Genomic DNA, 26,049 nt, shown 5'->3' with positions numbered 1-26,049 from the left:
GATGGAGTACGTCCAGGAGCGGATCGCGACGCTCCACGAGTTCGGCGAGGCGAGTTCGGCCGGCGGGGCCCGCTCGAGCGCGGTCGGCGCGGTCGCCGAGACGGCCGTCGTCGTCCCCATGGCCGGCCGCGAACTGGAGAGCCCCGCCGCCGCGCGCGTCCTCGGCGAACTCGAGCGCCTCGAGCCCTCGCCGGCCGCGGTCTTCGTTCCGATCCGTGCCGAGCCCGACCGGGTCGAGCCGTTCCGGGAGTGGCTGGCCTCGTTTGCCCTGCCGATCAGGCTCCTCTGGTGTAACGCACCCGGCATCGAGACGCTGTTTGCCGAGGCGGGGCTCGACGGCGGGTTCGGCAAGGGCCGCGACGTCTGGCTCGCGCTCGGCCCCGCCGCCGCGGCCGGCGACGCGGTCGTCGTCCACGACGCCGACGCCCGCAGCTACGAGGCCGAACACGTCCACCGCCTGCTCGCACCGCTGCAACTGGGGTTCGACTTCGCGAAGGGGTACTACGCCCGCGTCGAGGACGAGCGGCTCTACGGGCGGCTCTTCCGGCTGTTTTACGCACCGCTCGTGCGGGCGCTGGCCGACGCCCACGACGCCCCGATCCTCGACTACCTCGGGGCGTTTCGCTACGCGCTGGCCGGCGAGTTCGCCGCGACGGCCTCGCTGGCCCGTCGACTGCGCGCCCCGCGGGCGTGGGGACTCGAGGTCGGGACCCTCGGCGACGCCTTCGACGTCGCCGGGTTCGACCGCTCCGCGCAGGTCGATCTGGGCCGACACGTCCACGACCACCGCGCGGTCGCCGGCGATACCGGCCTCGAGGGGATGAGCCGGGAGGTGGCCGCGACGCTGCTGGGCGTCCTCGAGGACCACGGCGTCGAGCCCGCTTACGGGAGTCTGGCCGAACGCTACCGGGCCGCCGGCGAGGAACTGATCGACCAGTATCGGGCCGACGCCGCGTTCAACGGCCTCGACTACGAGCCCGCGGCCGAGCGGGACCAGCTCGCCCGCTACGCCGAGTCGATCGCCCCACCGGGAGCCGACACGCGGCTGCCACGCTGGACCGAAGCCCCGTTCGCGCCGGCCGACGTGCTGGCGGCGGCCCGCCCCTGGCGGGACCGCCGCGCCGGCTCGCGCTCGCAAGACTAATCCTCTCACCGCTCTTTGCACTCCGTATGGACGCGACCGCCGACGAACTGGCCGGCGTGGTCGATCTCTTCGGCGGGCTGACCCGCACGGAACTCGAGCGGGCGCTCGCCGAGGCCGCCTACCGCGCCGACGGGGGGTCGGTCGAGGCGGCGGCCCTCGAGACGGCCGTCGAGGACGCCCTCGAGTCGTTCGCGCTCGTGCGGTACGAGCCCGACGCGGACGAGGGGCTTCCCGACGACGAGGCGCTGTTGGTCGCCGGCCCGACCGCTTTTCCGACGGTTCCGGAGGACGCCGAGGACGTTCCACACATCCTCGAGATCGACCGCCGACGACTCGACCGCGAGGCGCTGGGTGAGGCCGCCAGCGAACGGCTGCATGCAGCCGTCGACTCGGCCGTCGCCGCGGACGATACGGACCGGATGCGGACCCTGATCGACGTCACCTACGACCTCGAGGCGTGGGCTCCGATCGATTGCACCGACGAACGCCGACGACTGGAGGAACGGCTCGAAGAATGACCGCCCGACTGACGCTCGAGCCGGTCGCGAGCTACGAGCCGACGGAGATCACCGATCAGGAGTTCGACGCGGCCGTCCTCGCGCCGATCGTCGACCGCGACGGCGAGGACCACCTCCTCTTTACCCGGCGGGCCGACCACCTCGGCGAACACCCCGGCCAGATGAGTTTCCCCGGCGGCGGGGCCGAACCCGTAGACGGGACGATCCTCGACACCGCGCTCCGGGAGGCCAACGAGGAGATCGGCCTCGAGCGAAGCGAGGCCGAGGTCGTCGGCCAACTCGACGACATCCGAACCGTCACCGAGTACGCAGTTACCCCCTTCGTCGCACACGTCCCCGACCGGGAGTACGTCCGCGATGAGAGCGAGGTCGCCGAGATCGTCGTCCTCCCGCTGTCGGGGCTGCTCGACCGTTCGAACTACGAGTACGAGCGCCGCTCTCACCCCTACTACGGCGAGATCGTTATCCACTACTTCCACGTCGACGGCTACACCGTCTGGGGCGCGACCGGCCGGATTCTGGTGCAACTGCTCGAGCTGGCGACGGATTTCGAAGCACCGGAAAAGGTCGACCGGTCCGAGTTCTGAGACGGCGACCGGTGCTTAGAGCCCCTCGAGCGAGCGGAGCTTCTGTTCGACGTCCGGCGGGGCGGCGCTGGGCCCGTCGCGCACGCGGTGGTCCGGAATCAACAACGGGGCGGGGTTCTCGTCGAGGGCGGTCCGGACGAGAATCAGGTCGTCGTCGTCCTCGTGGGATAGTCCCGAGGTCATCCGGGCGAGCGTCTCGACGGAGACCTGCTCGCCGTAGGGGACCGACTGGACGCTCTCGAGGACCGCCCGCCGGTCGGTCGGCATCGTCATCGCGACCTGAACGTCCTCGAAGGTGATCTCCTCGACGGTGTCGAGGTACTCGAAGATCCGGTCGAGGACGGGGTGGTCGTCCTCGGCGTCGTCGTCCGGAATCTCCGGGAACGAGACGCTCAGGACGCGTCCGCTCGCGGCACCGAGCTGGACGTATCGATCGAGGTACGGCGATTCCCGCGCGTAGATTCCGGCCTCCGTAACGTCGTCCATACCCGCCCGTAGGCGAGCCGGGCTTGAATAGCCGCCGGTCCCGGACGTTCGGTGCCGGGACCGCGACACCGCGGTCGGTCAGACGCCGGTACGCGTCCAGTCGTCGTCGCCGCTCCGTTCGAACCGAGCCCCCTGACCGCACTCGGGACAGCCGAACTGACGGTACTCGATCTCGCTGCCGAGCAGCGGGACCGTGGTTTCGGTTCCCTCGGCACGGAGTTCCATCTCGCGGCCACAGCGCGAGCAGGTCGGCGGATCCAGTGTGGGTTCGTTCTCGACGGACATACGGAACCCAGTCTAGAGTTAGCACGGGTCACACTTTAGCCGTTCGCTGCGACCGCCGGCCCCGTGAGGATGACGCAAGCCTTATGTACATATGAGTACGTCGATGTACAATAATGGACTCCGATACCGAACTCGCCCCGGCAGTCCGATCGATCCTCGAGGCCGCTCGGGGCCGGTCGGGCGGGGAGGGCGTCGTCGACGTCGATGCGCGCTCGCTTCCCGACGCGCTGGCGGCGGCCGAGGCCGACGGGCGGGTCCCAGTGATCGCGGAGGTGAAACCGACGAGTCCGACGGCCGCGGGGACCCGCGCCGACGACCCGGTCGAACTCGCGCAGGCGATGGTCGCGGGCGGCGCGGCGGCGATCTCGGTCCTCACGGAGCCGACCCACTTCGACGGCTCGCCCGAGGCGCTGACCCGGGTCCGCGAGGCCGTCGACGTCCCCGTGTTGCGCAAGGACTTCGTCCTCGAGGAGGACGGGATGGACGTCGTCGAGGCCGACCTGCTCCTGCTGATCGCGCGGTTCGTCGACGACCTCGAGGGGCTGGTCGCTGCGGCCCGCGAGCGGGGGTTCCAGCCGCTCGTGGAGGTCCACGACCGAGCAGAACTCGAGCGGGCCATCGATGCGGGCGCGGAGATCGTCGGTGTGAACAACCGGGATCTGGCGCGGCTCGAGGTGGAACTGGAAACCTTCGAGTCGGTCGCACCCCATGCGAGACGCGTGACGGGTCTCGAGAACGCGAACGGCGACGTCGTTCGAGAGGCGCAAAGCGCCTCTCGTGATGACGAGACGCCTACGGCGTCTCGAACCACCGTGAGCGATGTGCCGGACGACGTGACGCTGATCGCCGAGAGCGGGATCTCGTCGCCGGCCGACGTGCGGCGGATGCGCGAGGCAGGTGCCGACGCCTTGTTGGTCGGCAGCGCGATCATGGACCACGGGACGGGCGACAGCGACGTCACCGAGAACACGCGGCGGCTCACGCGGGCGGAATCGACAGCGGGAGACTCCACATGAGCGACCACGACGACACTATTCAGACATGAGTACAGAACACGACCACGACGACGGCGACGCCGGACGGACGGGTACCTTCGGCGACTACGGCGGGCAGTACGTCCCCGAAGCGTTGATGCCGGCCTTACAGGAACTCGAGGACGCCTACGAGCGGTACGTCCTGGAAAACGAGGACGGCTTCATGGACGAGTTCCGCGAGCGGATGCACGATTTCGGCGGGCGGCCGACGCCGCTCCAGCGCGCGGACCGGCTGAGCGACCGCTACGACCGCGAGGTCTATCTCAAGCGTGAGGACCTGCTCCACGGCGGGGCCCACAAGCTCAACAACGCGCTCGGGCAGGTCCTGCTCGCGAAGTACATGGGCAAAGAGCGGATCATCGCCGAAACCGGCGCGGGCCAACACGGCACCGCGACGGCGATGGCCGCGGCCCACCTGGACATGCCCTGCGAGATTTACATGGGCCGAACCGACGTCAACCGCCAGCGTCCGAACGTCTACCGGATGCGGATGAACGGGGCCGAGGTCAACCCCGTCGAGGCCGGCAGCGCCACCCTGAAGGAGGCGATCAACGAGACGATGCGCGACTGGGCGACGACCGTCGAGCGGACCCACTACGTCATCGGCTCCGTCGTCGGGCCGCATCCGTTCCCGCAGATGGTCCGGGACTTCCAGGCGGTCATCGGCGACGAAGCCCGGAAACAGATCCGGGAGAAGGCCGGGCGACTCCCCGACAGCGTCGTCGCCTGTGCCGGCGGCGGCTCGAACACGATGGGGACCTTCCACGCCTTCGTCCCGGACGAGGACGTGGACCTCGTCGCCGTCGAAGCCGGTGGCTCGAGCCTCGAGATCGACGAGGAAGAGGGGATGGCCCCCAACTCCGCGACGCTCTCGACCGGCACCGACGGCGTCCTCCACGGCGCGATGACGAAGCTCCTGCAGGCCGGCGACGGCCAGATCGTCGAATCCCACAGCGTCAGCGCGGGGCTTGACTACGCCGGCGTCGGGCCCGAACTCTCACATCTCGTCGAGACCGGGCGCGTGACGCCCGCGAACGTCGACGACGAGGCCGCGCTCAACGGCTTCCACCGACTCTCGCGGCTCGAGGGGATCATCCCCGCGCTCGAGTCGAGTCACGCGCTGGGGTATCTAGAGGAGTACGCCGACGAACTCGGCGGCCTCGTCGTTGTCAACGTCTCGGGACGTGGCGACAAGGACCTCGAGACCGTCCTCGAGGAGACCGAGAAACGGGATCTCGAGGCCGCACCGGACGTGGAGGTGTTCGACGGATGAGCGAGTACGACAGCGAAGTCGAGGCCGCCATCCGCGAGAACCACCCCGCGCTGATCACCTACATCACCGCGGGCGACCCCTCGCTGGCCGATACCAAAGACTACGTCGAAGCGCTCGATCGGGGCGGCTCGGACCTGATCGAACTCGGGCTGCCGTTCTCGGAGCCGATCGCAGAGGGTCGGACGATTCAGGACGCCATCAACCGCGCGCTGGCGGCCGGGACGACCCCCGAGGGCTTTTTCGAACTGGTCGACGACCTCGAGACCGAGGCGCCGCTGCTGGTGATGACGTATTATAATATGATCCTCCAGTACGGGGACAGCGAGGCGCCACGCGCCTCGGAAGAAGCGAGCGGTGCGAGGCGCGAGCGGAGTGAGGGCCTCGACGAAGCGAACGGCGAAGCCGTGAGCGGGCAACGCCCGCGAGCCAAGCCGGACGTTCGTCCGTTCGTCGAACGGGCCGCCGAGGCCGGCCTCTCGGGGATCATCGTTCCCGACCTGCCCGCCGAGGAGGCCGAGCCGCTGCGGCGGGCCTGCGACGACAACGGACTCGACCTCGTCTTCATCATCGCGCCGACGACCGAGGGCGAGCGCCTGGATCGGATCATGTCCCACGTCTCGGGCTTTGCCTACGTCCAGGCCCGACTCGGGACGACGGGTGCGCGCGAGAACGTCTCGGGCGCGACTCACGAGAGCCTCGAGCGTCTCTCGGAGTACGACGTCCCCAAAGCCGTCGGCTTCGGCGTCAGTAAGGGCGACCACGCCGCGGAGATCGTCGAAGCCGGTGCCGACGGCGTCATCGTCGGCAGCGCGCTGGTCGACATCGTAGCCTCGAGCGACACGCCCGAGGCGGCGGTGGACCGACTCGAGGCGAAGGCCCGCGAACTCAAGCGAGGCGCGCGCAGCGGCGCGGAAACCGTCACGATCGATCCGGAAGATGCACCGGAACCAGAACAGCCATAACCGCTAGCTTGCTACACTCCCGCAATGACTACAGGAATCGACGCACGACTCGATCGAATCGGGACGGACGACTCGTACGTGATCGTCCCAATGGACCACGGCATCACAATGGGTGCCGTCCAGGGACTGAAAGACATCGAATCGACGATCGACGGGGTAACCAGCGGCGGTGCCGACGCCGTCCTCACGCAGAAGGGGATCGCGCCCCGCGTCCACGAGAACAAGAACGGGAAGGGCTACATCGTCCATCTCAACGGCTCGACGACGATCGGACCCGACGAGCAGGACAAGCGACTGACCGGCACCGTCGAGGAAGCGGTTCGGGTCGGTGCCGACGCCGTCTCCTTCCACATCAACGTCGGCTCGAACCACGAGCCCGATCAGATCAACCAGCTCTCGGAGGTCACCGAGCGGGCCCGTCAGCTCGGGATGCCGGTCCTGGCGATGGCCTACGCCCGCGGCCCCGGCGTCGACTCGACGGACCCCGAAGCGCTGGGACACGCGGTTCGGCTCGCCGAGGAACTCGGTGCTGATATCGTCAAGACGGGATACAGCGGCGACGCCGAGAGCTTCCAGCACGTCGTCGAATCGACGCGACTGCCGGTCATCATCGCCGGCGGCTCGAAGGGGAGCGACCGCGAGACGATCGAGATGGTCCGCGGCACGATGGACGCCGGCGGCGCTGGCATCTCCATGGGTCGCTCGATTTTCCAGCACGAGGACCCCGAGGCGATCGCCCGGGCCGTCGCGGGCGTCGTCCACGACGATCTCTCGGTCGACGACGCACTGGCCGAGGCGGGGCTGGCGCTCGAGGCCTGATTCTCGACTCCCGTTCGCTCCGTTGGTCGACGCCGTCCGGTTGCCGGCTCAGTGACAGTGCGTGTTCAGATGCACGTCCCGGTCGGCATAGCGCGGACTCAGTTCGACGGTGGCGTGATCGACGCCGTGGCCGGCGAGTTCGTCGTGGGCTCGCCCGACGACGGCCTCCGCCTCGGCCATCGTCTCGACGCCGGTTTCGACGTGGACCGTCGCGACCGTGATCTGACTGCAGATCTGCCACGCGTGGACATCGTCGACGCGGTCGACGCCGTCGATCGCCTCGAGGTGGGCCCGAATCTCACCGATATCCAGCGGCGTCTCGAGGAAGAAAATCGCGCCGCTACCTCGCAGGACCCGGACCGCCGACCACGCGACCACGGCCGCTATCAACCCCGCGGTAATGGGGTCGACGACGCGGATCCCGGTGACTTCGATCACGAGGACGGAGACGATGACGGCGATCGAGCCGCCGGCGTCGCCGAGCAAGTGATAGAACGCCCCCCTTTCGTTGAGGCTCATCGCGTCGTCGTGGAGGATGAAGACCGAGCCGACGTTGACCAACAGGCCGCCGACGGCGATGGCGATCGTCGGGCCGGTCCCGATGGCAACCGGTTCGAGGAAGCGCTGATACGATTCCCAGAGGATGAATCCGACCATCGGGAGGAGGAGCAGGCCGTTCAGGAAGGCCGCGAACGGCTCGAGGCGGTGGAGGCCGTAAGACCAGCGCTCGTCGTCGCCGTACCCCTCGGCGACGCGGGCGGCGGCGAAAGCCATCACGTACGCCAGCGCGTCGAACAGCATGTGGACGGCGTCGCTGATGAGCGCGACGGAGCCGAAGGCCAGCCCGCCAGCGAGTTCGACGAGGAAGCCGACGACGTTGATCACCGAGACGGCGGCGAGTTTGCGGCTGCTCGTGGTGTCGTCACCGTGGCCGTGATCGTGGTCGTGACCCGCGTGTGAACTCGAGTCACGAGCGCGGGTCGACTCGTTGTGACCCATCGTGGATCGATCTCGCGGGCGGAGACTTATTAAATCGGCTGCTACAAAACGGCGTTTCTACAGCAATCATTAGCAAATATCCTCGAGAGATTTAATAATCGGCCGTGACCGGTCGCTCTCCGGCAAGCCCGGCCTCAGCTACCGTGCCAAGAGTTACCCCGGCAACCGTCGTAGCCCGAGTCCGTGTCGGAACCGACGCTCACGACGCGGCCCGTCGCACGGACCGCGACGGGCCACTGTACGGAACTACTGTACGACGACGGCGCGAACGACGACGTGCTGGTCTGTGCGGCCCACGGCGGCGGGGTCGAACCCGGCACCGGAGAGCAGGCCCTCGAACTCGCGACCCGGTTGTCCGACGCGAGCTGTTGGGCGTGTCTCGGCTACGACGAGGACGACGCGTTCGAGGCGTGGCATCCGCCCTCGTCGGCCATCGACCCGGCCGACTACCCGCTGTTGTCGGCGATCGCCGACCGCGGCTTCGAGACCGTCATCAGCCTCCACGGGCTCGCCGACGATCGGGTCGTCGTCGGCGGCGGGGTCGATGCCGCGATCAAGCGACGCGTGTGCCACCGCCTCGAGCGCGTTGTCTCCACCCCAGTCGAGGCGGTGTCGGACGGTCCCTACGCCGGCGTCAGTCCGAACAACTTCGTCAACTGGCTCGCCGACGGGGACCGGGGCGGGCTCCAGCTCGAGCAGGGGCCCGTGGTCCGCGACGGCGAGCGCGAGGCGGTCATCGACGCGCTCGAGTCCCTCGTCGAGAACGGCGGCTGCCGTCCGGTCTGAGTCGGGCGTGTCGCGTCAGCCGTCGAGTCCGAGCGGGTCCGCGGCGACGAGGTCGTCGACGACCGCACCGGCGGCGCGGGCGGCGTTGTCGATCGCCAGCTCGCGGCTCGCATCGGTGCCGTCGAAGCTCTCGGCGGCCGACTGACCGGGGGCCGGCCGGTCGTAGTTGGCCACCGCCCGCACGCTCAGGTAGCGCTCGAGCCGGTCGAACCGCTCGAGGGCCGTCGCCGTCGCTGCATCCTCCATCTGGGTCGCGAGGAACGGAGCGACGCCGTACGCCTCACAGAGCCACGCGACCTCGCGGGCGCGCTCGCGACCGTGCCAGAACTCGTCGCCGCAGACGCTGGTCCCCGTCTCGACGGTCGGGCCCGCCGCCGGCGCGTCGGGATACTGCGGCTGGGACGCCCGGACGGCGTCGGCCGATCGCAGGTCGACGCTCGCGGCGACCGACTGCGCGCGCTCGACGAGTCGCGGCTCGAGGCGGTGGACGTAGTCGCGGGGCCGATACGCGAGGAGATCGAGCCGGTCCGCCGGGTCGTCGGCCGCGGGGCTCGCATCGGCGTCCCCGCGGTCCCAGCGGTGTTTGCGGTCCCAGTCGACGATCGCGTCGGCGACGACGACCGAGCCGAGCGCGGTCCGGGCGGGCGGGCCGCCGGCGATCCCCGTCGAGACGACGTAGGCCGACGAGAGATCGACGCCGGGGGCCGCAAGCAGGGCGGTGACGGTCGTCGCGGCGTCGCTCTTGCCGATCCCGGTCGTCGTGACGGCAACGCCGTCCTCGGCCACGTACAGCAGCGTGTCCGTCCCGGGGACCGCCACGGCGTCGGTGATCTCGGCGCGCTCGAGCCACGGACGACGTTCGGTAAGCGGCGGGTCGGCGACGGCCGGCAGCACGAGCGCGGACGGTCGGACGGGTGTGTCGGGGTCGGGGGTACGGGGCGTCGGGAGATCGCGGTCGCTCATTTGGTTCGACTCGGTTCCGGCGGCGCAAGTATCCCGCCGTTCCGGAAGGATTTCGGCCTCGCCGGTCATCCGTCGGCCCGTGACCGACGACGCGGACCTCACCCTCGCGGACGAGATCCTCGCCCGCGCGCGGATCCACGCCCGCGAGGTCGTCGCCGAGTACGACCTGCCGGTCGCGCTCGAGGCACTCGAGTGGGCGGTCTCGACGCGGGCCAAACGGCGGGCGGGCGCGTGTCGATGGGACGCCGAGACCGAAACGGCGACGATCGTACTGGCGCGGCGGGCCTACGAGGCCTACGAGTGGCCCGCCTTCGCGGGGATCGTCAGGCACGAACTCGTCCACGCCTGGGAGTTCCAGCAGTTCGGCGAGTCGGGTCACGGGCCGCGGTTTCGCGAGCGGGCCGCCGCGCTCGAGGCGCCACGGCACTGCGAGGAGTTCGCCGACCCGCGCTACGTCCTGCGGTGTCTCGAGCCGGAGTGTGACTGGCACGCGAAGCGCCATCGGGCATCGAAGCCGGTCAAATCGCCCGGCGGCTACCAGTGTGGGGCCTGCGGTGGGGCCTACGAGGTCGAACACGTCGCCAGCGGTCGGACGTGGACGACCGCCGGCGGCTACGGCGGCGCGAAAGCGGCGCTGAGCGAGGAGTGGTAGGAGGGCCGCTCGAGCGGGGAACCGAACCGGTGCGAGCGCGGAAGGCTTATTCGACTCACACTACCTGTTTCGAGTATGGGAATACTCGATCTCATGCTGGGCAGTCCGGGCGAGGGCGAACAGGGCGTCGCGGCCAAGTCGTACACGCTGCCGAAAGAGACCCACGAGTTCGTCTACCCCGTCGCGGTCCGGCGCGCGGAGGTCGAGGCCTTCGCGGAGCTACTTGCGGCCGAGGCCGACGCCCCGGCGCTCGAGGGCGGCACCGAGGACGTCCAGGCGGTTCTCGACGGGATGATCGAAGAGGGCGCGGTCGACGCCGAAGAACTGACCGAACGGATGCAGGGGCCCCGCGGCGAGGTCGAGCCCGTGATCGATGACTGGCAGGCGCGGCTCGAGGGAGACATCGGCGTAGTCTACGCCCGGCCGGGTACCTACGAGAACCTGCTGGCGTTCGTGAAGTTCTGTAAACGACGCGACGACGATACGAGCGACGAGTTCACCGTTCCGGAGAACTTCGCCGACGCGGCCGCCCTGCTCAAGCGCCTCGAGACGGGGACCGACACCCAGTACCGGGCCGTGATCCATACTGACCTCCTGCCCGACGAGTAGCGGTCAGACGATCGTGTCGAAGGCCTCGAGCGAGGCGAGTTCGTAGGTCGGCTCGTGATCGCGCGGACCGTCGGCGTCGGTCGCCAGCCACGCCGAGTCCAGCCCCATCGCGTTGGCGCCGGCGATATCGGCATGGAGGGAGTCGCCGACGTGGATCGCCGCGTCCGGTCCGACGTCGAGTTCGGCCAGTGCGCGTTCGAAGGGGGCCGCGTGCGGTTTCGGGTGGATCCCAGCACTTGGCTCCGTGAAGACACGGACGTCGAACGCGTCCGCAATGTCCAGCGCCCGCAGTTTCCGCGTCTGTGTCTCCCGACCGCCGTTCGTGATGAGTCCGACCCGACCCCGTTCGCGGGCGGACTCGAGGGCCGCCTTCGCGCCCGGGCGGAACTCGACGGCGGTCGGATCCCGCGCCGCGAGGTACTCGGCGGCGAGTTGTGGGGCGACGGCAGTGTCGACGCCCGTTCGCGTCGCCACTTCGGTAAAGAGGTTGTCGTAGAACTCACGGTCGGTCTCGGCGGTCGGCAGGTCCGGGACCGCAGCGCGCAGGTCCGCCGGCGTACAGAACGGCTCGCGGCCGGCACGGTGGAAAGTCGACTCGAGCAGCGTCTCGGCGTCCTGGGTCGAGGTACAGAGGGTGTGATCGAGATCGAAACAGATCGCGTCGTAGGCGGCCATTCGAGTGCATGTAGGGGCGGGGGCGTTCTGAACGTTTCGCCGACTATCGTCTCGTGTGTGAACCGGTTCAGCGGCGACTGTAGATCGCGTCTCTGCGAACCGTCTCGGTACCGCGAATACGTTCTGAAAGCCCCGACCGCGCTCGCGGGCTGCGACTCGCTGCGCGCTTCGCTCACTCCGTTCGCTCCAGTGCTTCCGTCGTCTCGCCTCGCGACCCCGGTCGCCCCTTTCAGTCCCACCCGAACGGTGGGGAGGTCGGGGGCCGAAACGCAGCGATCGTCGAGGGTTCGACTCGAGCCCACCGTCGATCCGTAGCAGTTATTTTTACTGACGAGTCCCACACCGTATGGATGTCGTCAAGCGAGTCCACGTCGTCCCGCTGGGCTACGAGTTCGACCGGATCCTCGAGCCGATCCGGGACCAGCGGGCGGATCTGGTCTACCTGCTCGAGGACGAGGGGGGCGACGGGCGGCGACCGGGCGGGGCGGACCGCGGCGTCGAGGAGCGAAACGCGACGGCGACGGCCGACTATCACGAGGAACTCCGCGCGGAACTCGAGGCGATCGTCCCCGAGGTCCGGACCCGGGAGTGTGACCTGACGGACGTCTACGCCGTCCTCGGGGACGTGACGACGATCGCGGATGTCCACGCCGAGGACCAGGTGTACGTCAACGTCTCCGGCGCGGGGACGATCCCGGCGATCGGCGCGACCATCGCGTGTATGGACGTCTCGACGGACGCTCACGCCTACTACGTCGAGCCCGCCGAGTACGCCCACGACGGAACGACCGAGCCGGTCTCGTTCGGCCTCGACGAAATCGAGGAGATCCCGACCTACCCCATCGAGTCGCCGACCCGCGACCAGGTCGCGATCATGGAGTTCCTCGCCGAGCCGAGCGCGTGGGAGGGCTTTCACGACGACCGGACCGCTCCACCGAAGAAGAAAGACCTCATCGAGTACGCACGGGATCGGGAACTCGCGTTCATGGCCGATCGACGCTCGCCCGACGAGCGCGCCGGCGAGGACAAGGGGGCCTTCCGCGTCCTCGACAGTCACGTCCTCGAGCCCCTCTCGGAGGACGGCTACGTCACGATCGAGTCGGTCGGCCGCCGCCGTGTCGTCGAACTAACCGAGCGCGGCGAGAACGCCTACCGGGCGTTCCGGCACAAGCTCATGGACGAGGGCGGCGATCGACGGTAGTCGGGAGGGGGCGTCAGCGGGGAGACAGCGGAGCGGTTCAGTTCTCGTCGGTTTCGCCGTCGTCCTCGTGGACGAGCGCGTACAGCCGCGGCCCCAGCCGGGCGAACGCGAGATCGGCCTCGAGGCGCTCGACGTGGGCCCGCAGCGCCGCCGGTTCGAGTCCCGGGTGTTCGTAGTCGGTGCTGGGATCGAGATGCGCGTTCGCGCGAGCGAGGAGGGCGGGCGCGGCGTGGGCGAGGCGCGAACCCGGAAGCTCGGGGCCAGCGTTGCGGTCGCGTTCGACGGCGGTCAGGACCTCTCGGGCCACGAGAAGAGCGCGACGCAGCGAGCGGACCGCGTCGGCGTCGGCGGGCGACCCGAGATGCGACGCCAGCAACTCGTCGGCGGCGACGACCCGCTCCGGGTCGACGTCGAACGCGGCGGCGATCTCGTCGCGGTCGGGTTCGCCGGCGTCGGTCCGGCGGGCGGCGAGTCGAACCGCACCGAGGACGGCGGCGGTCCGATCGTACGCCAGCGTCGCCAGCTCGCCGGCGTGGTCGAACGCCGCGCGGGCGACCGCGATAGCAGAGTCCACCTCGAGTCGGCGGACGGCACAGTCGATCGACGGTGCGGCTTCGGCCTCGAGGTGTCGCTGACCCATACTCGAACGCTCTCCCGGACATGTATTATCAGCTATCCTGAAAGTATTGTTACTATCGTTACTATCGCAGGTGTCGAGGTAATTGGTACGAAACAGAATATCATCACGGCGAATCGATCGCGAGCGGTCGAGTCGGCGGGGAATCACCGACCGAACCGACGCCCCTGCCCGATCCGCCACGTTCAAGCCGGTTCCCTTCGAGAGTCGATTCATGACGCGAGCTGTCTGGGTGAAAGCCGACGATGCCGTCGGCGACTGGGACGACCGCCGGGCGCGGATCACCGCCGCGCTCGAGGCGGGTGCAGACTGGGTACTGGTCGACGAGGACGACGTGGAGCGCGTCCGCGAACTCGGCGAGATCAACGTCGCGGCGTTTCGGACCGACGGGGACGTGACGCTGGTCGACGACATCGATGACGCCGAAGCCGACGACGGCGATACGGACGAGTCGGCCGCATCGCAGGCGGACGCGATCGTCGTCGGCAAGAACGGCGAGGGCGACGCGACGATCGACCTGCCGGAGGACTTCGCGGGCTCGGCCGACCTCTCGACGCTGCGCCGGGACGGCGACTTCCAGCGGGGCGCGTACGTCCGCATCCTCGGCAAGGAGTACGAACGGTTCGCCGAGACCGCTGCCGAGGAGGCCGACCACACCATCGTCGTCGGCGAGGACTGGACGATCATCCCCCTCGAGAACCTGATCGCCCGGATCGGCGAGGAGACGAACCTGATCGCGGGCGTCACCAGCGCCGAGGAGGCCAAGACGGCCTTCGAGACGCTCGAGATCGGCTCCGACGCCGTCCTGCTGGATTCGGACGATCCCGACGAGATCCGCGAGACCGTCGAGGTCCGCGACGAGGCCGCCCGTGAGAGCCTCGATCTGACCACCGCCGAAGTCCTCGAGGTCGAACGCGCCGGCAGCGCGGACCGGGTCTGTATCGATACCGGCAGCCTGCTCGAACACGACGAGGGGATGCTCGTCGGCTCGATGAGCCGCGGGCTGGTCTTCGTCCACGCCGAGACGGCCGAATCGCCCTACGTCGCCTCGCGGCCGTTCCGGGTCAACGCCGGCGCGGTCCACGCCTACGTTCGCACGCCCGACGGCGGGACGAAGTACCTCTCGGAACTGCAAAGCGGCGACGAGGTCCAGGTCGTCGACACCGACGGCAACACCCGCGAGGCCATCGTCGGCCGGGTCAAGATCGAACAGCGACCGATGTTCCGGATCGCCCTCGAGACCGCCGAGGGCGACCGCGTCGAGACCCTGCTCCAGAACGCCGAGACGATCAAGGTCGCCGCCGACGAGGGCCGCAAGGCAGTGACCGACCTCGAGGCCGGCGACGAGATCCTGCTGTACTACGAGGACACGGCCCGACACTTCGGCGAGGCCGTCGAGGAGAGTATCATCGAAAAATAGCGGGTTTCCTCGACCCGTCGGTTCGCCCTCATAGTTAATTGGTAACATAGGGCACGAAGATGTCACGGCGGATCGAACGCCGCCGATCGACCCACGGAAACCCGGACTGTCATCGGACCTGATATCGACTCGGCCGCTAACGGATCGTTTTTCGATCGCGTCACGGAAACGGTATACACTATCTATGGTAGCTGGCCCCACACCAATAACACGCTATGAGCGTCACTCGAGAGAAAGTCAGCGCGGTCGAACCGCCGGCGTTCGCGGTGACGCTGCGAAACGCCGGACTGGCGGGGGCCGGCGGTGCCGGGTTCCCAACCTACGCCAAGTGGGACCGGCTCGAGGAGGTCGATTCGCTGCTGGTCAACCACCAGGAGAGCGAGCCCAACTACTACATGGACAAGTGGCTGGGTCTCGAGCGGGCCGACGAACTGGCGGCGCTGTTCGACGGCCTGCTCGATCGAGCGTTCGATCGGATCGTCGTCGCCGCCAAGCGGACCGACCGCGAGGCGTGGCTGGGCGACCTCGAGGCGGCGACCGAGGCGACGGTCTACGAGCCCGGCGACCTGCCGATCGACGGGACCGAAACGGGCGTCGTGATCGCCTACACCGCCGACAAGTACGAGTTCGGGATGGAGACGGTCCTCATGCGGATCGTTGCGGGCGTCGTCATGGCGGGCGACGAGTTGCCCATGGACCACGGCTGGATCGTCCAGAACACCGAAACGCTCGCGAACGTCGCTCGAGCGCTGGTCGACGGCGAGCCGATGACCGAGAAGTTCGTCCACGTCGACGGCCGCGTCCCCACCCACCGGTTCCTCCGGGTCCCGGTCGGGACGCCCGCGACCGACCTCCTCGAGGCCGCGGGGCGAGCCGACGAGTTGGGGGCAAACGAGGTCATCCTCGACGGTGGGCCGGGCTGGTGCTTCGAGATCGAGCGCCCGCCGGACGAGTTCGGCGTCCGAAAGCGGACGAACTGTCTGCTCGTCATGGCGGACTCGGTCGTCGAGGAGAACCGCCTCGGGAGCGGCGGCCGGATCAACGTCCTCGCGTCGGCGGCCTGGTCGGAATCGAGCCACGAGACGGCCCCGACGGCCCGGCTCGAGCCGGAACGCGTCGTCGTGCCGTTGCTGACGAACCCCGCCTTCGAGGGTGTGGTGACGCCCAGCGAGCCGATCGTTCGGGCCGGCGACGAGGTCGAACCGGGCGAGCTGATCGCCCGTCCGGGCGACGGGATCAGTACCGCCCAGCACGCCCCGATCGACGGCACGGTCACCGGCGTCGCGGATCGGTCCGTGACGATCGAGCGCGACGAGGCGTCGGCGGCCGGAACGGCCGGCGCGGAGCCGGCCGATCCACACCGGATCTACTGGTCCTGGTGTCGCGAGTGCGGCCGGTACCTTCCGGAGCCACAGCTCAAGGCGGTCAGTCCAACCGAGTTCGTCTGTAGCCAGTGTCGTTGACGCTATCGAACGCAGGGGCGAACGACCGTCGATCGAACCCACGCCGCGGGGTTCCGTCGATCGACGATGACCTGCCCGTTGCCGTCCCGGTAGCTCGCGTACCGTTCGCGTTCGATGTCGGCCGTCCCACTGTCGTCGGTACGTCGTGTTCCGTCACTTCGCATTCGAAGTCACTCCCGCCGGCCCGCGGGGCCGACGACGATGGCCGTGGTATCCGACGCGGAGACAAAAGGGCTCCGTGGAAGTACTACTAGCGTGGGTATATGCCGCCGACAGTGATCGGTCGGATCGGTCCGAACGAGGGGGCGTCAGGAGTGGGTCGGCTCTTCGTCGGCGGCGGGCTCGAGCCGGGTCGTACACCAGTGACAGAACTCGAGGTCCTCGTCGACTTCCTTCCCGCATTCGGGACAGGTCGCGCCGTCCCCGCCGGTATCGCTGCCCGGTGGGAACCCGAGTGCGCGGAAGGTCGCGTCGATCGCGGCGAAGAGACCGATAAACGAGAGCAGGAACTGGGTCATCGCGTCGGTCTCCTTGGCCATGATGTCCGCGTACGCGTTGATATCGCCGACGCTCGTCATCGGCCCGGCGGCGGTGAGCTGTTCGATCGGCAGGAAGATCGCACTCGCCGAGATGAAGAGGCCGGCGAAGACGGCGGCGCGAAGCCAGTCCCGGATTACGAGATGGCCCGCACCCGGCAGGAGTATCGAGAGGCCGGCCGCGAGAAGCGCACGGAACCATGTCATTGTGTGTTGGGGTCGTAGGGGACCCCGACCCTTAACATTCCGATTTCGCTCGTTTTCACTCGAGCCGACCGACCAGCTCCGCGAGCGTCTCGAGGTCGTACTGCCCGGGCGCAGTCGCCTCTGCGGGATCGACGGGTGCATAGCCGATCTTCGACCCATAGACCGGCGCGACGGCCCGCGTGTGGCTCCCGACCTCGCCCATCGCCATCGTCGCGACGGCGTCCCCGTGGGCGGTCAGTTGCTCGGTCGCCGACAGCAGCGCCAGGGTGTCCGCCGTGGACTCCGCGGTCACTGCCAGCTTCGCGACGTCGGCGTACTTGCCCGCTTCGGTCAGTGTCCGTACCAACTCCGTGCGGGGTGGCGTCCCCTCGAAGTCGTGGGCCGAGGCGACGATCGAGACGTCGCGGTCGCGGGCCGTCTCGAGCAGCCCCTCGGCCCCACCCTCGAGGATCGACGCGAGTTCGACGTCGATCGCGTCGACGCCCGCGAGCGCGGTCGCTTCGGCAAGCGTCTCGAGTCGGTCCTCGTCGGTTCCGTCCCACTCGCCGCCCTCCCACGCGGCGCGGTTGGTCGCGAGGATCGGGAGGTCGCCGTCGTAGGCCTCGAGGGCGGCGAGGGGGTCGTCGGCCAGATCCATCCGGAACTCGATCGCGTCGGCGTGGTCGCGGGCCGCGGGCTCGTCGGCGAGGTCGGCCGTCGACGCCGCGAGAACGAACGAATCGAATCGAAGGCTCATTGCTACGCAGTGCGGACGAGAGCGGGGAAAACGGTATCGTTTCGGCGAACGTCGCCGCGAGTTAGGCCAGGCCGATAGTCTCCTCGGCCTCGAGGAGTTCGTGGTAGCGGTTCCGAATCGTGACTTCGGAGATGTCGGCGACATCGGAGACGGCGGCCTGCGTGGTCTTCTCGTTGGTCAGGAGTGCGGCGGCATAGACTGCTGCCGCGGCGAGGCCGACCGGCGACTTACCGCTGTGGACGCCCTTCTCCTTGGCGTTCTGGAGCAGGCTCCGCGCGCGGTGTTCGGCTTCGTCGGAGAGTTCCAGTCCGGAAGCAAAGCGGGGCACGTAGCTCTCGGGATCGGCCGGCTGGACCTCGAGGCCGAGTTCCCGAACCACGTAGCGGTAGGTGCGTGCGATCTCGTTTTTCTCGACGCGGGAGACGTCGGCGATCTCGTCGAGACTTCGGGGAACGCCGGCCTGCCGGGCGGCGGCGTAGACACAGGCCGTCGAGACGCCCTCGATCGAGCGACCGGGGAGCAGGTCCTCGTCGAGTGCACGTCGGTAGATGACCGACGCCGTCTCGCGGACGTTCGTCGGGAGGCCGAGCGCGGAGGCCATGCGGTCGATCTCGCCGAGGGCCTGTTTCAGGTTGCGCTCCTTGGAGTCACGAGTTCGGAAGCGCTCGTTCCACTTGCGCAGGCGCTGCATCTTCTCGCGCTGGCGCGAGCCAAGCGAGTTGCCGTAGGCGTCTTTGTTGCGCCAGTCGATGTTCGTCGAGAGCCCCTTGTCGTGCATCGTGTTCGTCGTGGGCGCACCCACGCGGGACTTCTCGTTCTTCTCGGCGGCGTCGAACGCGCGCCACTCGGGACCGCGGTCGACGGAGTCCTCCTCGACGACCAGTCCACAGTCCTCACAGACCGTTTCGCCGTGTTCGTCGTCGACGACGAGATTGCCCGCACACTCCGGACAGACGAGATCCTCCTCTTCCGTTTCGGTTTCCGTTTCGTTCGTTTCGGGTTCGCTACGTCGTACTCTCGTGTTCGATGGTGCGTTAGTCATATCGCGAATGCTCCCGGCCGAACCGATCGTAAAAGCCCGGGCGGAGTCGTTACCTCCCACGTTCAGACACTCGAGGGTTAAGGGTTTCGAAATCCCAACCGCACATCCCCCGAAAACGGGTAATTCGGGCAAAAGAGCATGATAGATAGGCGGAGTAAAACTGCGAACGCGAGCGGAAACACAGCCCCCAAATCGGCCCCGCTCGAACGGCCGATATGGAGATCGCAGTCGGGAGTACGAACCCGGTCAAGATCGACGCGGTCGAACGGACCATCGAGCGAGACGAAGCGACCGTCCGCCCGGTCGCCGTCGACTCCGGCGTGAGCGAACAGCCCCGATCGGTCGCGGAGACGGTCACGGGTGCGGAGAACCGTGCCCGACGGGCGCTCGAGGCGACCGGGGCCGACTACGGCGTCGGCCTCGAGGGCGGGGTCGCGCGACTCGAGGGAACACCGGGCCTCTCGCTGATCATGTGGGGCGCGGTCACCGACGGCGATCGATTGGAACGTGGTGCCGGTCCGACGATCCGTCTTCCGGACGACGTCGCGGCGCGACTCGAGGACGGCCGGGAGTTGGGGCCGGTGATGGACGAACTGCTCGGCACCGAGGGACTCGCCGAAGGGGCAGGCGCGGTCGGCGTCTTCACGGATCGGCTCACCGACCGGACGGCGGCGCTCGGGCAGGCGGTTGCATGTTCGTTTGGCCCGTTCCTAACGAACTATTACGACGCCGACAGCTGACCGTCACCGGCACCGACTCGCCGGTTTCACGGCCCGACAGCCGGGCGATTCCGCCGATCGGAAACGGACACGTACAGATGACAGTCGCCAGCAAATATATATTAACCTCGCGTACCAACGAAAGCTTTCGACGGCAGTATACATCGATTACCGGCCACAAAAATCGCAGGACGGCGGCGGGTTAACTGCACGTACCAAACCCCCTAAGGGTGTTCCTCCCATCCGATCGGGTATGAGCACTGCAATGGCCCCCGACCTCACGAGCAAACAGCGCCGGATTTTGGAGTACCTTCGGAACAACGCGGCGACGAAGACCTACTTCAAATCCCGTCTGATCGGCCAGGAACTCGGGATGACGGCCAAAGAGGTCGGCTCGAACATTACAGCGCTCCAGGAGGGTGACTACGACGTCAAGATCGAAAAGTGGGGGTACTCCTCGAGTACCACCTGGAAGGTCGACATCTGAGACGGAACCGATCAAGGGGCTCATTTCGCTGCCGTTTGTCGATCGTTTCACGAGCCCCGCGGCTGCCGAACCCTCTTTTCGCTCGCTCCCCTAGCAGCGCCGAATGACGACGACGGTACTGTTCGACATGGACGGGATCGTTCTCGAGGGACCGCGCACCGACCCGCAGGTATACGCCGACGCCGCTGACGCGGCCGTAGCCGATCTCGAGGTCGATCCGTCGCCGGCACAGCGCGAGGACTTCAGGCGACACGACGCCGAGCGGATCAGGACCCACTGCGAGGAGTTGGGGGTCGATCCCGACCGTTTCTGGGAGTTGAAAGAGCGCTACGCCTCGCGGGGCACCCACGATCGGCTCCGTGCCGGCGAGCGTGGGATCTACGACGACGTCGCGACGATCCGGGACCTCGCCGACCGGACGACGGTGGGGCTCGTAACCAACAACCGTCACGAGACCGCCGCGTTCGTCGCCGACTACGTCGGGATCGACTTCGACGTCGTCCGCGGACGGGACCCCACGTTCGAGGGGTACGAGCGGCGCAAGCCCGACCCCGACTACATCGAGGACGCGCTGGCCACCCTCGGGGTCGCGGAAGGTGTCTACGTCGGCGACTCCCACAAAGACGTCGCCGCGGGGCAGGCAGCGGGCCTCGAGACGGTCTACGTGCGACGGGACCACAACCGCAATCACGAACGGCCGCCGAACGCGACCGTCGAACTCGAGGGGCTGACGGGGCTCCCGGCGGCGCTCGAGTCGCTGTAACCGGGGAGGAAGCCGTATTACTCGGATGGGGAACCTTGGTAGGACAGATAGCCGTCGGCGTTCCGGGCCAGCGTCCGCGCGCGATCGCCGAAGGAGTCGGCGTGGCGAACCACCAGCACCAGCACCGTCTCGGGTCGTTCGACGGCGTAGCCGTCCGCCCGCGAGAGCAGGCCCGCCTCCTCGAGTTCGCCGGCGTACTTGCTGACCGTGGGTGCGGAGACCTCGAGTGCGTCCGCGAGATCGGCGGCCGTCGCCGACGGCGTCAAGAGGAGTTCGATCAGCATGCCACGTGGGGTCTCCCGCCGGAGGTAGCCAAGCGCCCGTTTTTCGAACTCGTCGAACCGGCCGGCGGTGACATAGCGCTTGTAGTCGCCGTCGCGGTAGCGTTCGATCGCGCCGGCGTCCTCGAGTCGGCGGAGGTGGTGTTGGGTCTCGCCGGTCCCCAGCTGGAGGTCATCGCGGATCTTCGAGAAGTGGGCACCGGGCGTCGTCGAGAGGTAGCCCGCGATCGCGTCGCGCGCGTCGCTTTCGCCCGTTTCAGCCGCCGCTGTGTCGGCGCGACCGACGAGCGGGGAGGCAGCACCGAGGGCAGCGAATCGGCGCAGGGTCGCTCGTTTCTCGTCGTCGACCCCGTCGGGCTTCGTCATGTCTATCTACGGTCCACAACGGTTCGACCCGTAAAACAGGTTTCGCTCCGTCCTGTTTTCCGATAGTGACCGGTTACTGGACGGCTGCGTCGGCAAAAGAGCGCGGGGCGGGCCGATCAGTCGCTGGACGAGGGGTCGTCGCCGGCCTCGTCGCTCGGCACGCCGGTCCCACCGTCGGTCTGGCCCTGGAAGTCCTGATCCATCTGTTCGATGACCTCGTCGGGATCCGAGATATCCGCCGTGTCCTGGCCTTCCTTGATCGCCTGGGCCTCCTGTTCCATCGCCTCGACGTCCATCTCGGCCTCCTGGTCGATCTCGCCGATGATCTCGGCGATGTCGTCCAGGCCGATCAGTTCGCGCGTCTCGTCGTCGAACTCGCGGCTCTCGAGTTCCTGACCGTCCGCCTCGACGTCGCTGCCCGAGAGATGCTTGCCGTAGCGCCCGACCAGCGAGGTGAGTTCCTGGGGCATGACGAACGTCGTCGACTCGCCCTGGCCGATCTCGCCGAGCGTCTCCATTCCTTTGTCGATGATGGCGCGCTCGCCCATCGATTCGGCCGAGCGGGCTCGCAGCACGGTCGAAATGGAGTCTCCCTGTGCCTCCAGGATCTGGCTCTGCTTTTCACCCTGGGCACGGATGATCTCGCTCTGTTTGTCACCTTCGGCCTTCTCGACGGCACTGCGGCGTTCACCCTGTGCCTCGAGGATCATGGCACGGCGTTTCCGTTCGGCGGAGGTCTGTTGCTCCATCGCGCGCTGGACGTCCTTCGAGGGGTTGACCTCGCGGACCTCGACCGATTCGACGCGGATCCCCCACTCGTCGGTGGGTTCGTCGAGTTCCTGGCGGATGCGGGCGTTGATCTCCTGGCGCTTGTTCAGCGTGTCGTCGAGTTCCATGTCACCCAGCACGGCACGCAGCGTCGTCTGGGCGAGGTTCGAGACGGCCCGTTTGTAGTCGTCGACCTGCAGGAACGCCTTCTTGGCGTCCATCACCTTGATGTAGACGACGGCGTCGGCGGTCACGGGCGAGTTGTCGCGCGTGATCGCTTCCTGCCGGGGCACGTCCAGCGTCTGGGTTCGCATGTCGAACGCGTACGTGTTCGAGACGAACGGCGGGACGAAGTTGATCCCCGGCTCGAGCAGTTTTCGGTACTCACCGAAGACGGTTAGCGCGCGTTTCTCGTAGGCGTCGACGATCTCGATCGCGCTCAGCAGCGCGGCGATCACGAGGACGAGCAAGAGGGCACCGACGAGTAGCAGGGCCCCACCGAGGGCCTGCATCGGTATGAGTTGGACCACCATATCCCCGCCTTACGGCGGCGGGGGGAAAAGCGTTCCCTTGTTTCGTCGACATGTCTGCCCCGATCGGGACCTCACCGTTCCGTTTCCGTCTCCGTTTCCGGTTCGGTGTCGTTGGGGTCGACCGCGGCGTCATCGGCCGGTTCGTCGTCGGTCTCCGTGTCGGCCACCGAGGCGGCATCGGCTTCAGCGGCCGCCTCGGTCTCGGCCTGATCGCGTGCGAGCGCGCGGTCGATCTCGTCCTCGCCGATCGCATCGAGGGACTCGACGGTCAGAACGTTCCCACCGCCGGGGTCGATGACGATGATTTCCGAGCCCTCCTCGATCCGTCCGTCGGTGGTCCGAGCGCTGTAGTAGGGAGCGAAGCCGCCCTCCTCGAGTTTGACCTCGCCGCTGCGGGTCGTGACCGTCTCGGTGACGTAACCCGTCACGCCGGCCAGCGAGTCCGAGTCGGTCGTCCTGGCAGTACCTTTGCCGCCGTAGAAGTCGAACTCGCGGTAGACGTAGGCGGCCGCGGCACCGATAAGCAGCGTCAACAGGGCCAACACGAGGACGTTCGCGAAGGGCGAGAACAACACACCGAGCAGCCCGGCACCGACGAGCGCGACGCCGATGACGATGAGATGTGCGCCGGGAGACACCGCCTCGAGGACCATCAACACGAGTCCCGCGACTAGGAGCAAAAGCGGCACGTTCCCCGCGAGGGATTCCACCATATCCGGGGCTAAGGTCTCGCCCCGATTAAATGTTTACCGCAGTCGCCGAGTGATTTTATCGTTCGGTCCCCTGACTCTCACGCGATCGGTGGCGACGAGTCCGCCTCAGCCGAGCGGAATCATTACGAGACGAACGAGAACCAACACCATCGCGATCGCCCCCAGCAGGACGAACAGCGCGCTTTCCAGTTCCGGCTCCCCGGGCTCGATGGGCGTCTCGTTCGGCTCCGGCGCGTACTCGTCCTCATCGTCGTCCACGTCGGCCGCGTCATCGCTCGAGTCCGAGAGGTCGAGCGGGATGCGGTCGTCATCGTCGACGCGCTCGTCCCGAACGGAATCGTCTCGGTCCGCGTCGCCGCTCCGGTCGGCGACGTCCCAGCCCTCGCCCGAGTCGGTCCGGGTCGCGTCGGGCCCCGTAACCGACCGCTCGGTCCGGTCGTCGTCGGCGTCGTCTCGCGTCCCGGACGGTTCGTCTGCCATGGCTGATTGTAACGGATCCGCCGTCAAAAACCCGTGGTCCGAGCGCGGGGCGGACGGCCCGTTGTACGGTATCACCGGTCCAACCCCGATGTCCTGCAGTTACACCGGGAAATCGGTCCAACAGTCGGTCTCAGGGGCGCTCGGGACGACCCCCGATATCGCCGCCGTAGACGACGCCGCGCTCGGCGTCGACGGTGACCGTCTCGCCGGCCGACAGCGCCGCCACGTCCGCGTCGCTGATCATCGGCACGCCCAGTTCGCGGGCGATCATCGCCGGATAACCGGTCATCCCCCGCTGGGCGTTGACGATCCCGCCGATCCGGTCCGTCTCGCTCGAGAACTCCGCGTCGAAGTCGGCCGACAGCGCGAGGATCGCTCCCTCGGGGACTCCCGAGAGATCGCCGTCGGTGGCGTGAACGATCGGCCCGGTCGCCCTGCCCTCGACGACCACCTGGCCGGTCGTCAGGGCGTCGGCCGCGACGTGGACCTTCAGCATGTTCGTCGTGTTCGCCCCCTCGAGTTCGGTCATCATGCCACAGAGGACGACGACGGTATCCCCGCTTTCAGCGATGCCGGCGTCTAACGCGGCCTGAACGGCCTTCTCGACGACGGCGTCGGCACCCTGATCCGAGACGGAGGCATACAGCGGCGTCACGCCCCAGGTCAGCGCGAGCTGGCGACGCACCGCCTGACTCGGCGTCGAGGCGACGACGGGTACGCCCGGACGATACTTCGCCGTCTTGAGTGCGGTGTAGCCGGACTCGGTCGCGGCGACGACCGCGTCCGCGTCGATATCCCGGGCCAGAAAGCGGGCCGAACGAGCCAGCGCGTCCGTCCGCGCCTCGCCCGCGGCCGGGACCCGTTGCTCGAACAGTTCGGCGTGTTCCACGGAGCCCTCGACTTCGCGGACGATGCTGTCCATCGCGTCGACGACGGCGACGGGGTGGTCACCGATCGCGGTCTCGGCCGACAGCATGACCGCGTCGGTGCCGTCGAGGACGGCGTTGGCGACGTCGGAGGCCTCCGCGCGGGTGGGTCGGCGAGCCGTCACCATCGAGTCGAGCATCTCCGTCGCCGTGATGACCGGTCGCCCCGCCTCGCGACACTTCCGGATGATCCGCTTTTGGATCATCGGGACGTCCTCCATCGGACACTCGACGCCGAGGTCGCCGCGGGCGACCATCACGCCGTAGGCCGCTTCGATGATCTCGTCCAAGTTCTCGACCGCGCCTGCTCGCTCGATCTTCGCGATGACCGGAATGTCGGCTCCGGCCGCCTCGAGTACCTCGTCGACCTCGTAGACGTCGTCGGCGTCCCGGACGAAACTCGCGGCGACGAAGTCCACCTCCTTTTCGGCGGCCAGCTCGAGATCCTTTCGGTCGGACTCGGTGACGACGTCGAGGTCGAGTTCGACGCCGGGGACGTTGACCCCCTTGCGGCCGCCGAGGTCGCCGCCGGTATCGACGCGGGCTCGGACGCCCTCGCCCTCGGTTCCGAGGACGGTTGCCTCGATCAACCCGTCGTCGAGCAGGATCCGATCGCCGGGCTCGACGGCGTCGATCGACAGCGAGAGCCCGACGGTCTCCGGCGTCGCCGTCTCGCCCTCGACGAAGCGGATCTCCGAGCCCGTCTCGAGCGTCACTGTCTCCCCCTCGGGCAGGGGCGCGGTCCGGATCTCGGGGCCCTGCATGTCGAGCATGACCGCGACGGGCTCGGTGCGCTCCTCGTCGACCGCGCGGACCCGGTCGACCAACGCGGCGCGGTCCTCGCGGCTCCCGTGGCTCGCGTTCAGCCGTGCGACCGACATCCCCGCCTCGGCCAACTCCCGGATCGTTCCCCGGTCGTTCGACGCCGGTCCCAGCGTACAGACGATCTTCGCGTTTCTCATGTCGGGGGCTAACGCCA

General features: G+C 68.1%; 31 protein-coding genes. 16 read left to right on the top strand and 15 right to left on the bottom strand.

Translation table 11 applies throughout. The features are described from left to right. Position 1: 1 nt before the first annotated feature. Genes ACERIM_RS13045 through ACERIM_RS13035 form a run of 3 tightly spaced genes read left to right on the top strand, consistent with a single transcriptional unit; the run spans position 2 to position 2,249 of the window. Positions 2-1,144 (top strand): glycosyl transferase family 2, encoded by a 1,143-nt coding sequence (locus ACERIM_RS13045; protein WP_373632981.1) that lies wholly within the window; start codon positions 2-4, stop codon positions 1,142-1,144. A gap of 26 nt (positions 1,145-1,170) precedes the next feature. Next, positions 1,171-1,662 carry a hypothetical protein gene (locus ACERIM_RS13040; protein WP_006650083.1) on the top strand — a complete coding sequence of 164 codons (492 nt, stop codon included), beginning with the start codon at positions 1,171-1,173 and terminating at the stop codon, positions 1,660-1,662. Beyond that, positions 1,659-2,249, top strand: a complete 591-nt coding sequence (locus ACERIM_RS13035) for a CoA pyrophosphatase (protein WP_006650082.1) — start codon at positions 1,659-1,661, stop codon at positions 2,247-2,249. The genes ACERIM_RS13040 and ACERIM_RS13035 overlap by 4 nt, the downstream gene beginning before the upstream one ends. Positions 2,250-2,264: 15 nt before the next feature. Here the strand turns inward: ACERIM_RS13035 and ACERIM_RS13030 are convergent, their stop codons facing one another. Together ACERIM_RS13030 and ACERIM_RS13025 are read right to left on the bottom strand one after the other, a co-directional pair. Beyond that, entirely contained in the window at positions 2,265-2,735 is a 471-nt protein-coding gene (locus ACERIM_RS13030; RefSeq protein WP_006650081.1) for an MGMT family protein, read from the bottom strand. Positions 2,736-2,813: 78 nt separating this feature from the next. Beyond that, positions 2,814-3,020 carry a hypothetical protein gene (locus ACERIM_RS13025; RefSeq protein ID WP_373632978.1) on the bottom strand — a complete coding sequence of 69 codons (207 nt, stop codon included), beginning with the start codon at positions 3,018-3,020 and terminating at the stop codon, positions 2,814-2,816. Positions 3,021-3,133: 113 nt separating this feature from the next. On the opposite strand from ACERIM_RS13025, the gene ACERIM_RS13020 reads away from it, so the two are divergent. Genes ACERIM_RS13020 through ACERIM_RS13005 form a run of 4 tightly spaced genes read left to right on the top strand, consistent with a single transcriptional unit; the run spans position 3,134 to position 7,108 of the window. Further along, positions 3,134-4,036 (top strand): indole-3-glycerol-phosphate synthase, encoded by a 903-nt coding sequence (locus ACERIM_RS13020; RefSeq protein ID WP_373632977.1) that lies wholly within the window; start codon positions 3,134-3,136, stop codon positions 4,034-4,036. A 25-nt stretch (positions 4,037-4,061) separates the two neighbouring features. Beyond that, the gene (gene trpB / locus ACERIM_RS13015) at positions 4,062-5,327 is read left to right on the top strand and encodes a tryptophan synthase subunit beta (protein ID WP_373632976.1); all 1,266 of its coding nucleotides are present in this window, start codon (positions 4,062-4,064) and stop codon (positions 5,325-5,327) included. Further along, positions 5,324-6,289 (top strand): tryptophan synthase subunit alpha, encoded by a 966-nt coding sequence (gene trpA, locus ACERIM_RS13010; protein WP_373632975.1) that lies wholly within the window; start codon positions 5,324-5,326, stop codon positions 6,287-6,289. Before trpB ends, trpA begins: the two co-directional genes overlap by 4 nt. A 24-nt stretch (positions 6,290-6,313) precedes the next feature. After that, positions 6,314-7,108, top strand: coding sequence for a 2-amino-3,7-dideoxy-D-threo-hept-6-ulosonate synthase (locus tag ACERIM_RS13005; RefSeq protein WP_006650076.1), 795 nt, complete (start codon positions 6,314-6,316; stop codon positions 7,106-7,108). Between the two features lie 48 nt (positions 7,109-7,156). Here ACERIM_RS13005 and ACERIM_RS13000 read toward each other — a convergent pair whose 3' ends face one another. Beyond that, positions 7,157-8,107 (bottom strand): cation diffusion facilitator family transporter, encoded by a 951-nt coding sequence (locus ACERIM_RS13000; protein WP_373632973.1) that lies wholly within the window; start codon positions 8,105-8,107, stop codon positions 7,157-7,159. Positions 8,108-8,290: 183 nt separating this feature from the next. On the opposite strand from ACERIM_RS13000, the gene ACERIM_RS12995 reads away from it, so the two are divergent. Then, positions 8,291-8,893, top strand: a complete 603-nt coding sequence (locus tag ACERIM_RS12995; protein ID WP_006650074.1) for a poly-gamma-glutamate hydrolase family protein — start codon at positions 8,291-8,293, stop codon at positions 8,891-8,893. A 15-nt stretch (positions 8,894-8,908) separates the two neighbouring features. Here the strand turns inward: ACERIM_RS12995 and ACERIM_RS12990 are convergent, their stop codons facing one another. Next, positions 8,909-9,856 (bottom strand): phosphorylase, encoded by a 948-nt coding sequence (locus ACERIM_RS12990; protein ID WP_373632971.1) that lies wholly within the window; start codon positions 9,854-9,856, stop codon positions 8,909-8,911. Positions 9,857-9,935: 79 nt separating this feature from the next. Here ACERIM_RS12990 and ACERIM_RS12985 point away from each other — a divergent pair, with 79 nt between their 5' ends. Further along, on the top strand, positions 9,936-10,508 hold the full coding sequence (locus ACERIM_RS12985) for a SprT-like domain-containing protein (RefSeq protein ID WP_373632969.1): 573 nt from the start codon (positions 9,936-9,938) through the stop codon (positions 10,506-10,508). A 75-nt stretch (positions 10,509-10,583) separates the two neighbouring features. Then, positions 10,584-11,117 (top strand): hypothetical protein, encoded by a 534-nt coding sequence (locus tag ACERIM_RS12980; RefSeq protein WP_006650071.1) that lies wholly within the window; start codon positions 10,584-10,586, stop codon positions 11,115-11,117. A gap of 3 nt (positions 11,118-11,120) precedes the next feature. On the opposite strand, the gene ACERIM_RS12975 is transcribed toward ACERIM_RS12980, so the two are convergent. Next, a complete protein-coding gene (locus ACERIM_RS12975; RefSeq protein ID WP_373632968.1) occupies positions 11,121-11,792 on the bottom strand; it encodes an HAD family hydrolase in 672 nt (223 codons plus the stop codon). A 346-nt stretch (positions 11,793-12,138) separates the two neighbouring features. Here ACERIM_RS12975 and ACERIM_RS12970 point away from each other — a divergent pair, with 346 nt between their 5' ends. Continuing rightward, entirely contained in the window at positions 12,139-12,993 is an 855-nt protein-coding gene (locus tag ACERIM_RS12970) for a DUF6293 family protein (protein WP_006650069.1), read from the top strand. Positions 12,994-13,030: 37 nt separating this feature from the next. Here the strand turns inward: ACERIM_RS12970 and ACERIM_RS12965 are convergent, their stop codons facing one another. After that, the gene (locus ACERIM_RS12965; RefSeq protein WP_373632967.1) at positions 13,031-13,633 is read right to left on the bottom strand and encodes a hypothetical protein; all 603 of its coding nucleotides are present in this window, start codon (positions 13,631-13,633) and stop codon (positions 13,031-13,033) included. A gap of 211 nt (positions 13,634-13,844) precedes the next feature. On the opposite strand from ACERIM_RS12965, the gene ACERIM_RS12960 reads away from it, so the two are divergent. Further along, complete coding sequence (locus tag ACERIM_RS12960; protein ID WP_006650067.1) at positions 13,845-15,050, top strand: 3-dehydroquinate synthase II; 1,206 nt, start codon at positions 13,845-13,847, stop codon at positions 15,048-15,050. A 215-nt stretch (positions 15,051-15,265) separates the two neighbouring features. Next, positions 15,266-16,513 carry an NADH dehydrogenase subunit gene (locus tag ACERIM_RS12955; RefSeq protein ID WP_373632965.1) on the top strand — a complete coding sequence of 416 codons (1,248 nt, stop codon included), beginning with the start codon at positions 15,266-15,268 and terminating at the stop codon, positions 16,511-16,513. 2 nt (positions 16,514-16,515) lie between these two features. Here the strand turns inward: ACERIM_RS12955 and ACERIM_RS12950 are convergent, their stop codons facing one another. The 4 genes from ACERIM_RS12950 to ACERIM_RS12935 form a co-directional block, all read right to left on the bottom strand. Then, positions 16,516-16,677 (bottom strand): hypothetical protein, encoded by a 162-nt coding sequence (locus ACERIM_RS12950; RefSeq protein WP_006650065.1) that lies wholly within the window; start codon positions 16,675-16,677, stop codon positions 16,516-16,518. A gap of 144 nt (positions 16,678-16,821) precedes the next feature. Further along, on the bottom strand, positions 16,822-17,256 hold the full coding sequence (locus tag ACERIM_RS12945; RefSeq protein WP_373632963.1) for a zinc ribbon domain-containing protein: 435 nt from the start codon (positions 17,254-17,256) through the stop codon (positions 16,822-16,824). Positions 17,257-17,311: 55 nt separating this feature from the next. Further along, positions 17,312-17,992, bottom strand: coding sequence for a type I 3-dehydroquinate dehydratase (locus ACERIM_RS12940; protein ID WP_373632962.1), 681 nt, complete (start codon positions 17,990-17,992; stop codon positions 17,312-17,314). A 61-nt stretch (positions 17,993-18,053) separates the two neighbouring features. Continuing rightward, positions 18,054-19,034, bottom strand: coding sequence for a transcription initiation factor IIB family protein (locus ACERIM_RS12935; RefSeq protein ID WP_006182559.1), 981 nt, complete (start codon positions 19,032-19,034; stop codon positions 18,054-18,056). Between the two features lie 215 nt (positions 19,035-19,249). On the opposite strand from ACERIM_RS12935, the gene yjjX reads away from it, so the two are divergent. From yjjX to ACERIM_RS12920, 3 genes are all read left to right on the top strand, one after another. Further along, complete coding sequence (yjjX, locus tag ACERIM_RS12930) at positions 19,250-19,774, top strand: inosine/xanthosine triphosphatase (RefSeq protein WP_373632961.1); 525 nt, start codon at positions 19,250-19,252, stop codon at positions 19,772-19,774. Positions 19,775-20,018: 244 nt separating this feature from the next. Further along, positions 20,019-20,240: a hypothetical protein gene (locus ACERIM_RS12925; RefSeq protein ID WP_373633088.1), complete on the top strand. Its 222-nt coding sequence runs from the start codon at positions 20,019-20,021 to the stop codon at positions 20,238-20,240. Between the two features lie 103 nt (positions 20,241-20,343). Next, positions 20,344-21,003: an HAD family hydrolase gene (locus ACERIM_RS12920; RefSeq protein ID WP_373632960.1), complete on the top strand. Its 660-nt coding sequence runs from the start codon at positions 20,344-20,346 to the stop codon at positions 21,001-21,003. Positions 21,004-21,020: 17 nt separating this feature from the next. Here ACERIM_RS12920 and ACERIM_RS12915 read toward each other — a convergent pair whose 3' ends face one another. From ACERIM_RS12915 to pyk, 5 genes are all read right to left on the bottom strand, one after another. Further along, a complete protein-coding gene (locus tag ACERIM_RS12915) occupies positions 21,021-21,650 on the bottom strand; it encodes a winged helix-turn-helix transcriptional regulator (protein WP_373632958.1) in 630 nt (209 codons plus the stop codon). Positions 21,651-21,766: 116 nt separating this feature from the next. Then, positions 21,767-22,951 carry an SPFH domain-containing protein gene (locus ACERIM_RS12910; protein ID WP_006650060.1) on the bottom strand — a complete coding sequence of 395 codons (1,185 nt, stop codon included), beginning with the start codon at positions 22,949-22,951 and terminating at the stop codon, positions 21,767-21,769. A gap of 71 nt (positions 22,952-23,022) precedes the next feature. Beyond that, entirely contained in the window at positions 23,023-23,664 is a 642-nt protein-coding gene (locus ACERIM_RS12905; protein WP_006650059.1) for an NfeD family protein, read from the bottom strand. Between the two features lie 105 nt (positions 23,665-23,769). Beyond that, complete coding sequence (locus ACERIM_RS12900; RefSeq protein ID WP_006650058.1) at positions 23,770-24,144, bottom strand: hypothetical protein; 375 nt, start codon at positions 24,142-24,144, stop codon at positions 23,770-23,772. A 130-nt stretch (positions 24,145-24,274) separates the two neighbouring features. Continuing rightward, positions 24,275-26,032, bottom strand: a complete 1,758-nt coding sequence (pyk, locus tag ACERIM_RS12895; protein WP_373632955.1) for a pyruvate kinase — start codon at positions 26,030-26,032, stop codon at positions 24,275-24,277. Between the last annotated feature and the right edge of the window lie 17 nt (positions 26,033-26,049).

The organism is Natrinema sp. H-ect1, assembly GCF_041821105.1.
In the GTDB taxonomy this organism is placed as follows: Archaea; Halobacteriota; Halobacteria; order Halobacteriales; family Natrialbaceae; genus Natrinema; species Natrinema thermotolerans.
Note: the sequence above shows the minus strand (reverse complement) of the source record. Positions and strands in the feature narration are given on the sequence as shown.

What these genes read in the sequence shown, in the direction of transcription:
- ACERIM_RS12950 (WP_006650065.1), bottom strand. Translation starts at nt 16,677, where the DNA reads ATGCGAAGTGACGGAACACGACGTACCGACGACAGTGGGACGGCCGAC.
- trpA (WP_373632975.1), top strand. Translation starts at nt 5,324, where the DNA reads ATGAGCGAGTACGACAGCGAAGTCGAGGCCGCCATCCGCGAGAACCAC.
- ACERIM_RS13040 (WP_006650083.1), top strand. Translation starts at nt 1,171, where the DNA reads ATGGACGCGACCGCCGACGAACTGGCCGGCGTGGTCGATCTCTTCGGC.
- ACERIM_RS12900 (WP_006650058.1), bottom strand. Translation starts at nt 24,144, where the DNA reads ATGGCAGACGAACCGTCCGGGACGCGAGACGACGCCGACGACGACCGG.
- ACERIM_RS12965 (WP_373632967.1), bottom strand. Translation starts at nt 13,633, where the DNA reads ATGGGTCAGCGACACCTCGAGGCCGAAGCCGCACCGTCGATCGACTGT.
- ACERIM_RS12980 (WP_006650071.1), top strand. Translation starts at nt 10,584, where the DNA reads ATGGGAATACTCGATCTCATGCTGGGCAGTCCGGGCGAGGGCGAACAG.
- ACERIM_RS13025 (WP_373632978.1), bottom strand. Translation starts at nt 3,020, where the DNA reads ATGTCCGTCGAGAACGAACCCACACTGGATCCGCCGACCTGCTCGCGC.
- pyk (WP_373632955.1), bottom strand. Translation starts at nt 26,032, where the DNA reads ATGAGAAACGCGAAGATCGTCTGTACGCTGGGACCGGCGTCGAACGAC.
- ACERIM_RS12955 (WP_373632965.1), top strand. Translation starts at nt 15,266, where the DNA reads ATGAGCGTCACTCGAGAGAAAGTCAGCGCGGTCGAACCGCCGGCGTTC.
- ACERIM_RS12945 (WP_373632963.1), bottom strand. Translation starts at nt 17,256, where the DNA reads ATGACATGGTTCCGTGCGCTTCTCGCGGCCGGCCTCTCGATACTCCTG.
- ACERIM_RS13020 (WP_373632977.1), top strand. Translation starts at nt 3,134, where the DNA reads ATGGACTCCGATACCGAACTCGCCCCGGCAGTCCGATCGATCCTCGAG.
- trpB (WP_373632976.1), top strand. Translation starts at nt 4,062, where the DNA reads ATGAGTACAGAACACGACCACGACGACGGCGACGCCGGACGGACGGGT.
- ACERIM_RS12970 (WP_006650069.1), top strand. Translation starts at nt 12,139, where the DNA reads ATGGATGTCGTCAAGCGAGTCCACGTCGTCCCGCTGGGCTACGAGTTC.
- ACERIM_RS12940 (WP_373632962.1), bottom strand. Translation starts at nt 17,992, where the DNA reads ATGAGCCTTCGATTCGATTCGTTCGTTCTCGCGGCGTCGACGGCCGAC.
- ACERIM_RS12905 (WP_006650059.1), bottom strand. Translation starts at nt 23,664, where the DNA reads ATGGTGGAATCCCTCGCGGGGAACGTGCCGCTTTTGCTCCTAGTCGCG.
- ACERIM_RS13035 (WP_006650082.1), top strand. Translation starts at nt 1,659, where the DNA reads ATGACCGCCCGACTGACGCTCGAGCCGGTCGCGAGCTACGAGCCGACG.
- ACERIM_RS12935 (WP_006182559.1), bottom strand. Translation starts at nt 19,034, where the DNA reads ATGACTAACGCACCATCGAACACGAGAGTACGACGTAGCGAACCCGAA.
- ACERIM_RS12960 (WP_006650067.1), top strand. Translation starts at nt 13,845, where the DNA reads ATGACGCGAGCTGTCTGGGTGAAAGCCGACGATGCCGTCGGCGACTGG.
- ACERIM_RS12915 (WP_373632958.1), bottom strand. Translation starts at nt 21,650, where the DNA reads ATGACGAAGCCCGACGGGGTCGACGACGAGAAACGAGCGACCCTGCGC.
- ACERIM_RS13000 (WP_373632973.1), bottom strand. Translation starts at nt 8,107, where the DNA reads ATGGGTCACAACGAGTCGACCCGCGCTCGTGACTCGAGTTCACACGCG.
- ACERIM_RS12925 (WP_373633088.1), top strand. Translation starts at nt 20,019, where the DNA reads ATGGCCCCCGACCTCACGAGCAAACAGCGCCGGATTTTGGAGTACCTT.
- ACERIM_RS13030 (WP_006650081.1), bottom strand. Translation starts at nt 2,735, where the DNA reads ATGGACGACGTTACGGAGGCCGGAATCTACGCGCGGGAATCGCCGTAC.
- ACERIM_RS12910 (WP_006650060.1), bottom strand. Translation starts at nt 22,951, where the DNA reads ATGGTGGTCCAACTCATACCGATGCAGGCCCTCGGTGGGGCCCTGCTA.
- ACERIM_RS12975 (WP_373632968.1), bottom strand. Translation starts at nt 11,792, where the DNA reads ATGGCCGCCTACGACGCGATCTGTTTCGATCTCGATCACACCCTCTGT.
- ACERIM_RS13005 (WP_006650076.1), top strand. Translation starts at nt 6,314, where the DNA reads ATGACTACAGGAATCGACGCACGACTCGATCGAATCGGGACGGACGAC.
- yjjX (WP_373632961.1), top strand. Translation starts at nt 19,250, where the DNA reads ATGGAGATCGCAGTCGGGAGTACGAACCCGGTCAAGATCGACGCGGTC.
- ACERIM_RS12920 (WP_373632960.1), top strand. Translation starts at nt 20,344, where the DNA reads ATGACGACGACGGTACTGTTCGACATGGACGGGATCGTTCTCGAGGGA.
- ACERIM_RS12990 (WP_373632971.1), bottom strand. Translation starts at nt 9,856, where the DNA reads ATGAGCGACCGCGATCTCCCGACGCCCCGTACCCCCGACCCCGACACA.
- ACERIM_RS13045 (WP_373632981.1), top strand. Translation starts at nt 2, where the DNA reads ATGGAGTACGTCCAGGAGCGGATCGCGACGCTCCACGAGTTCGGCGAG.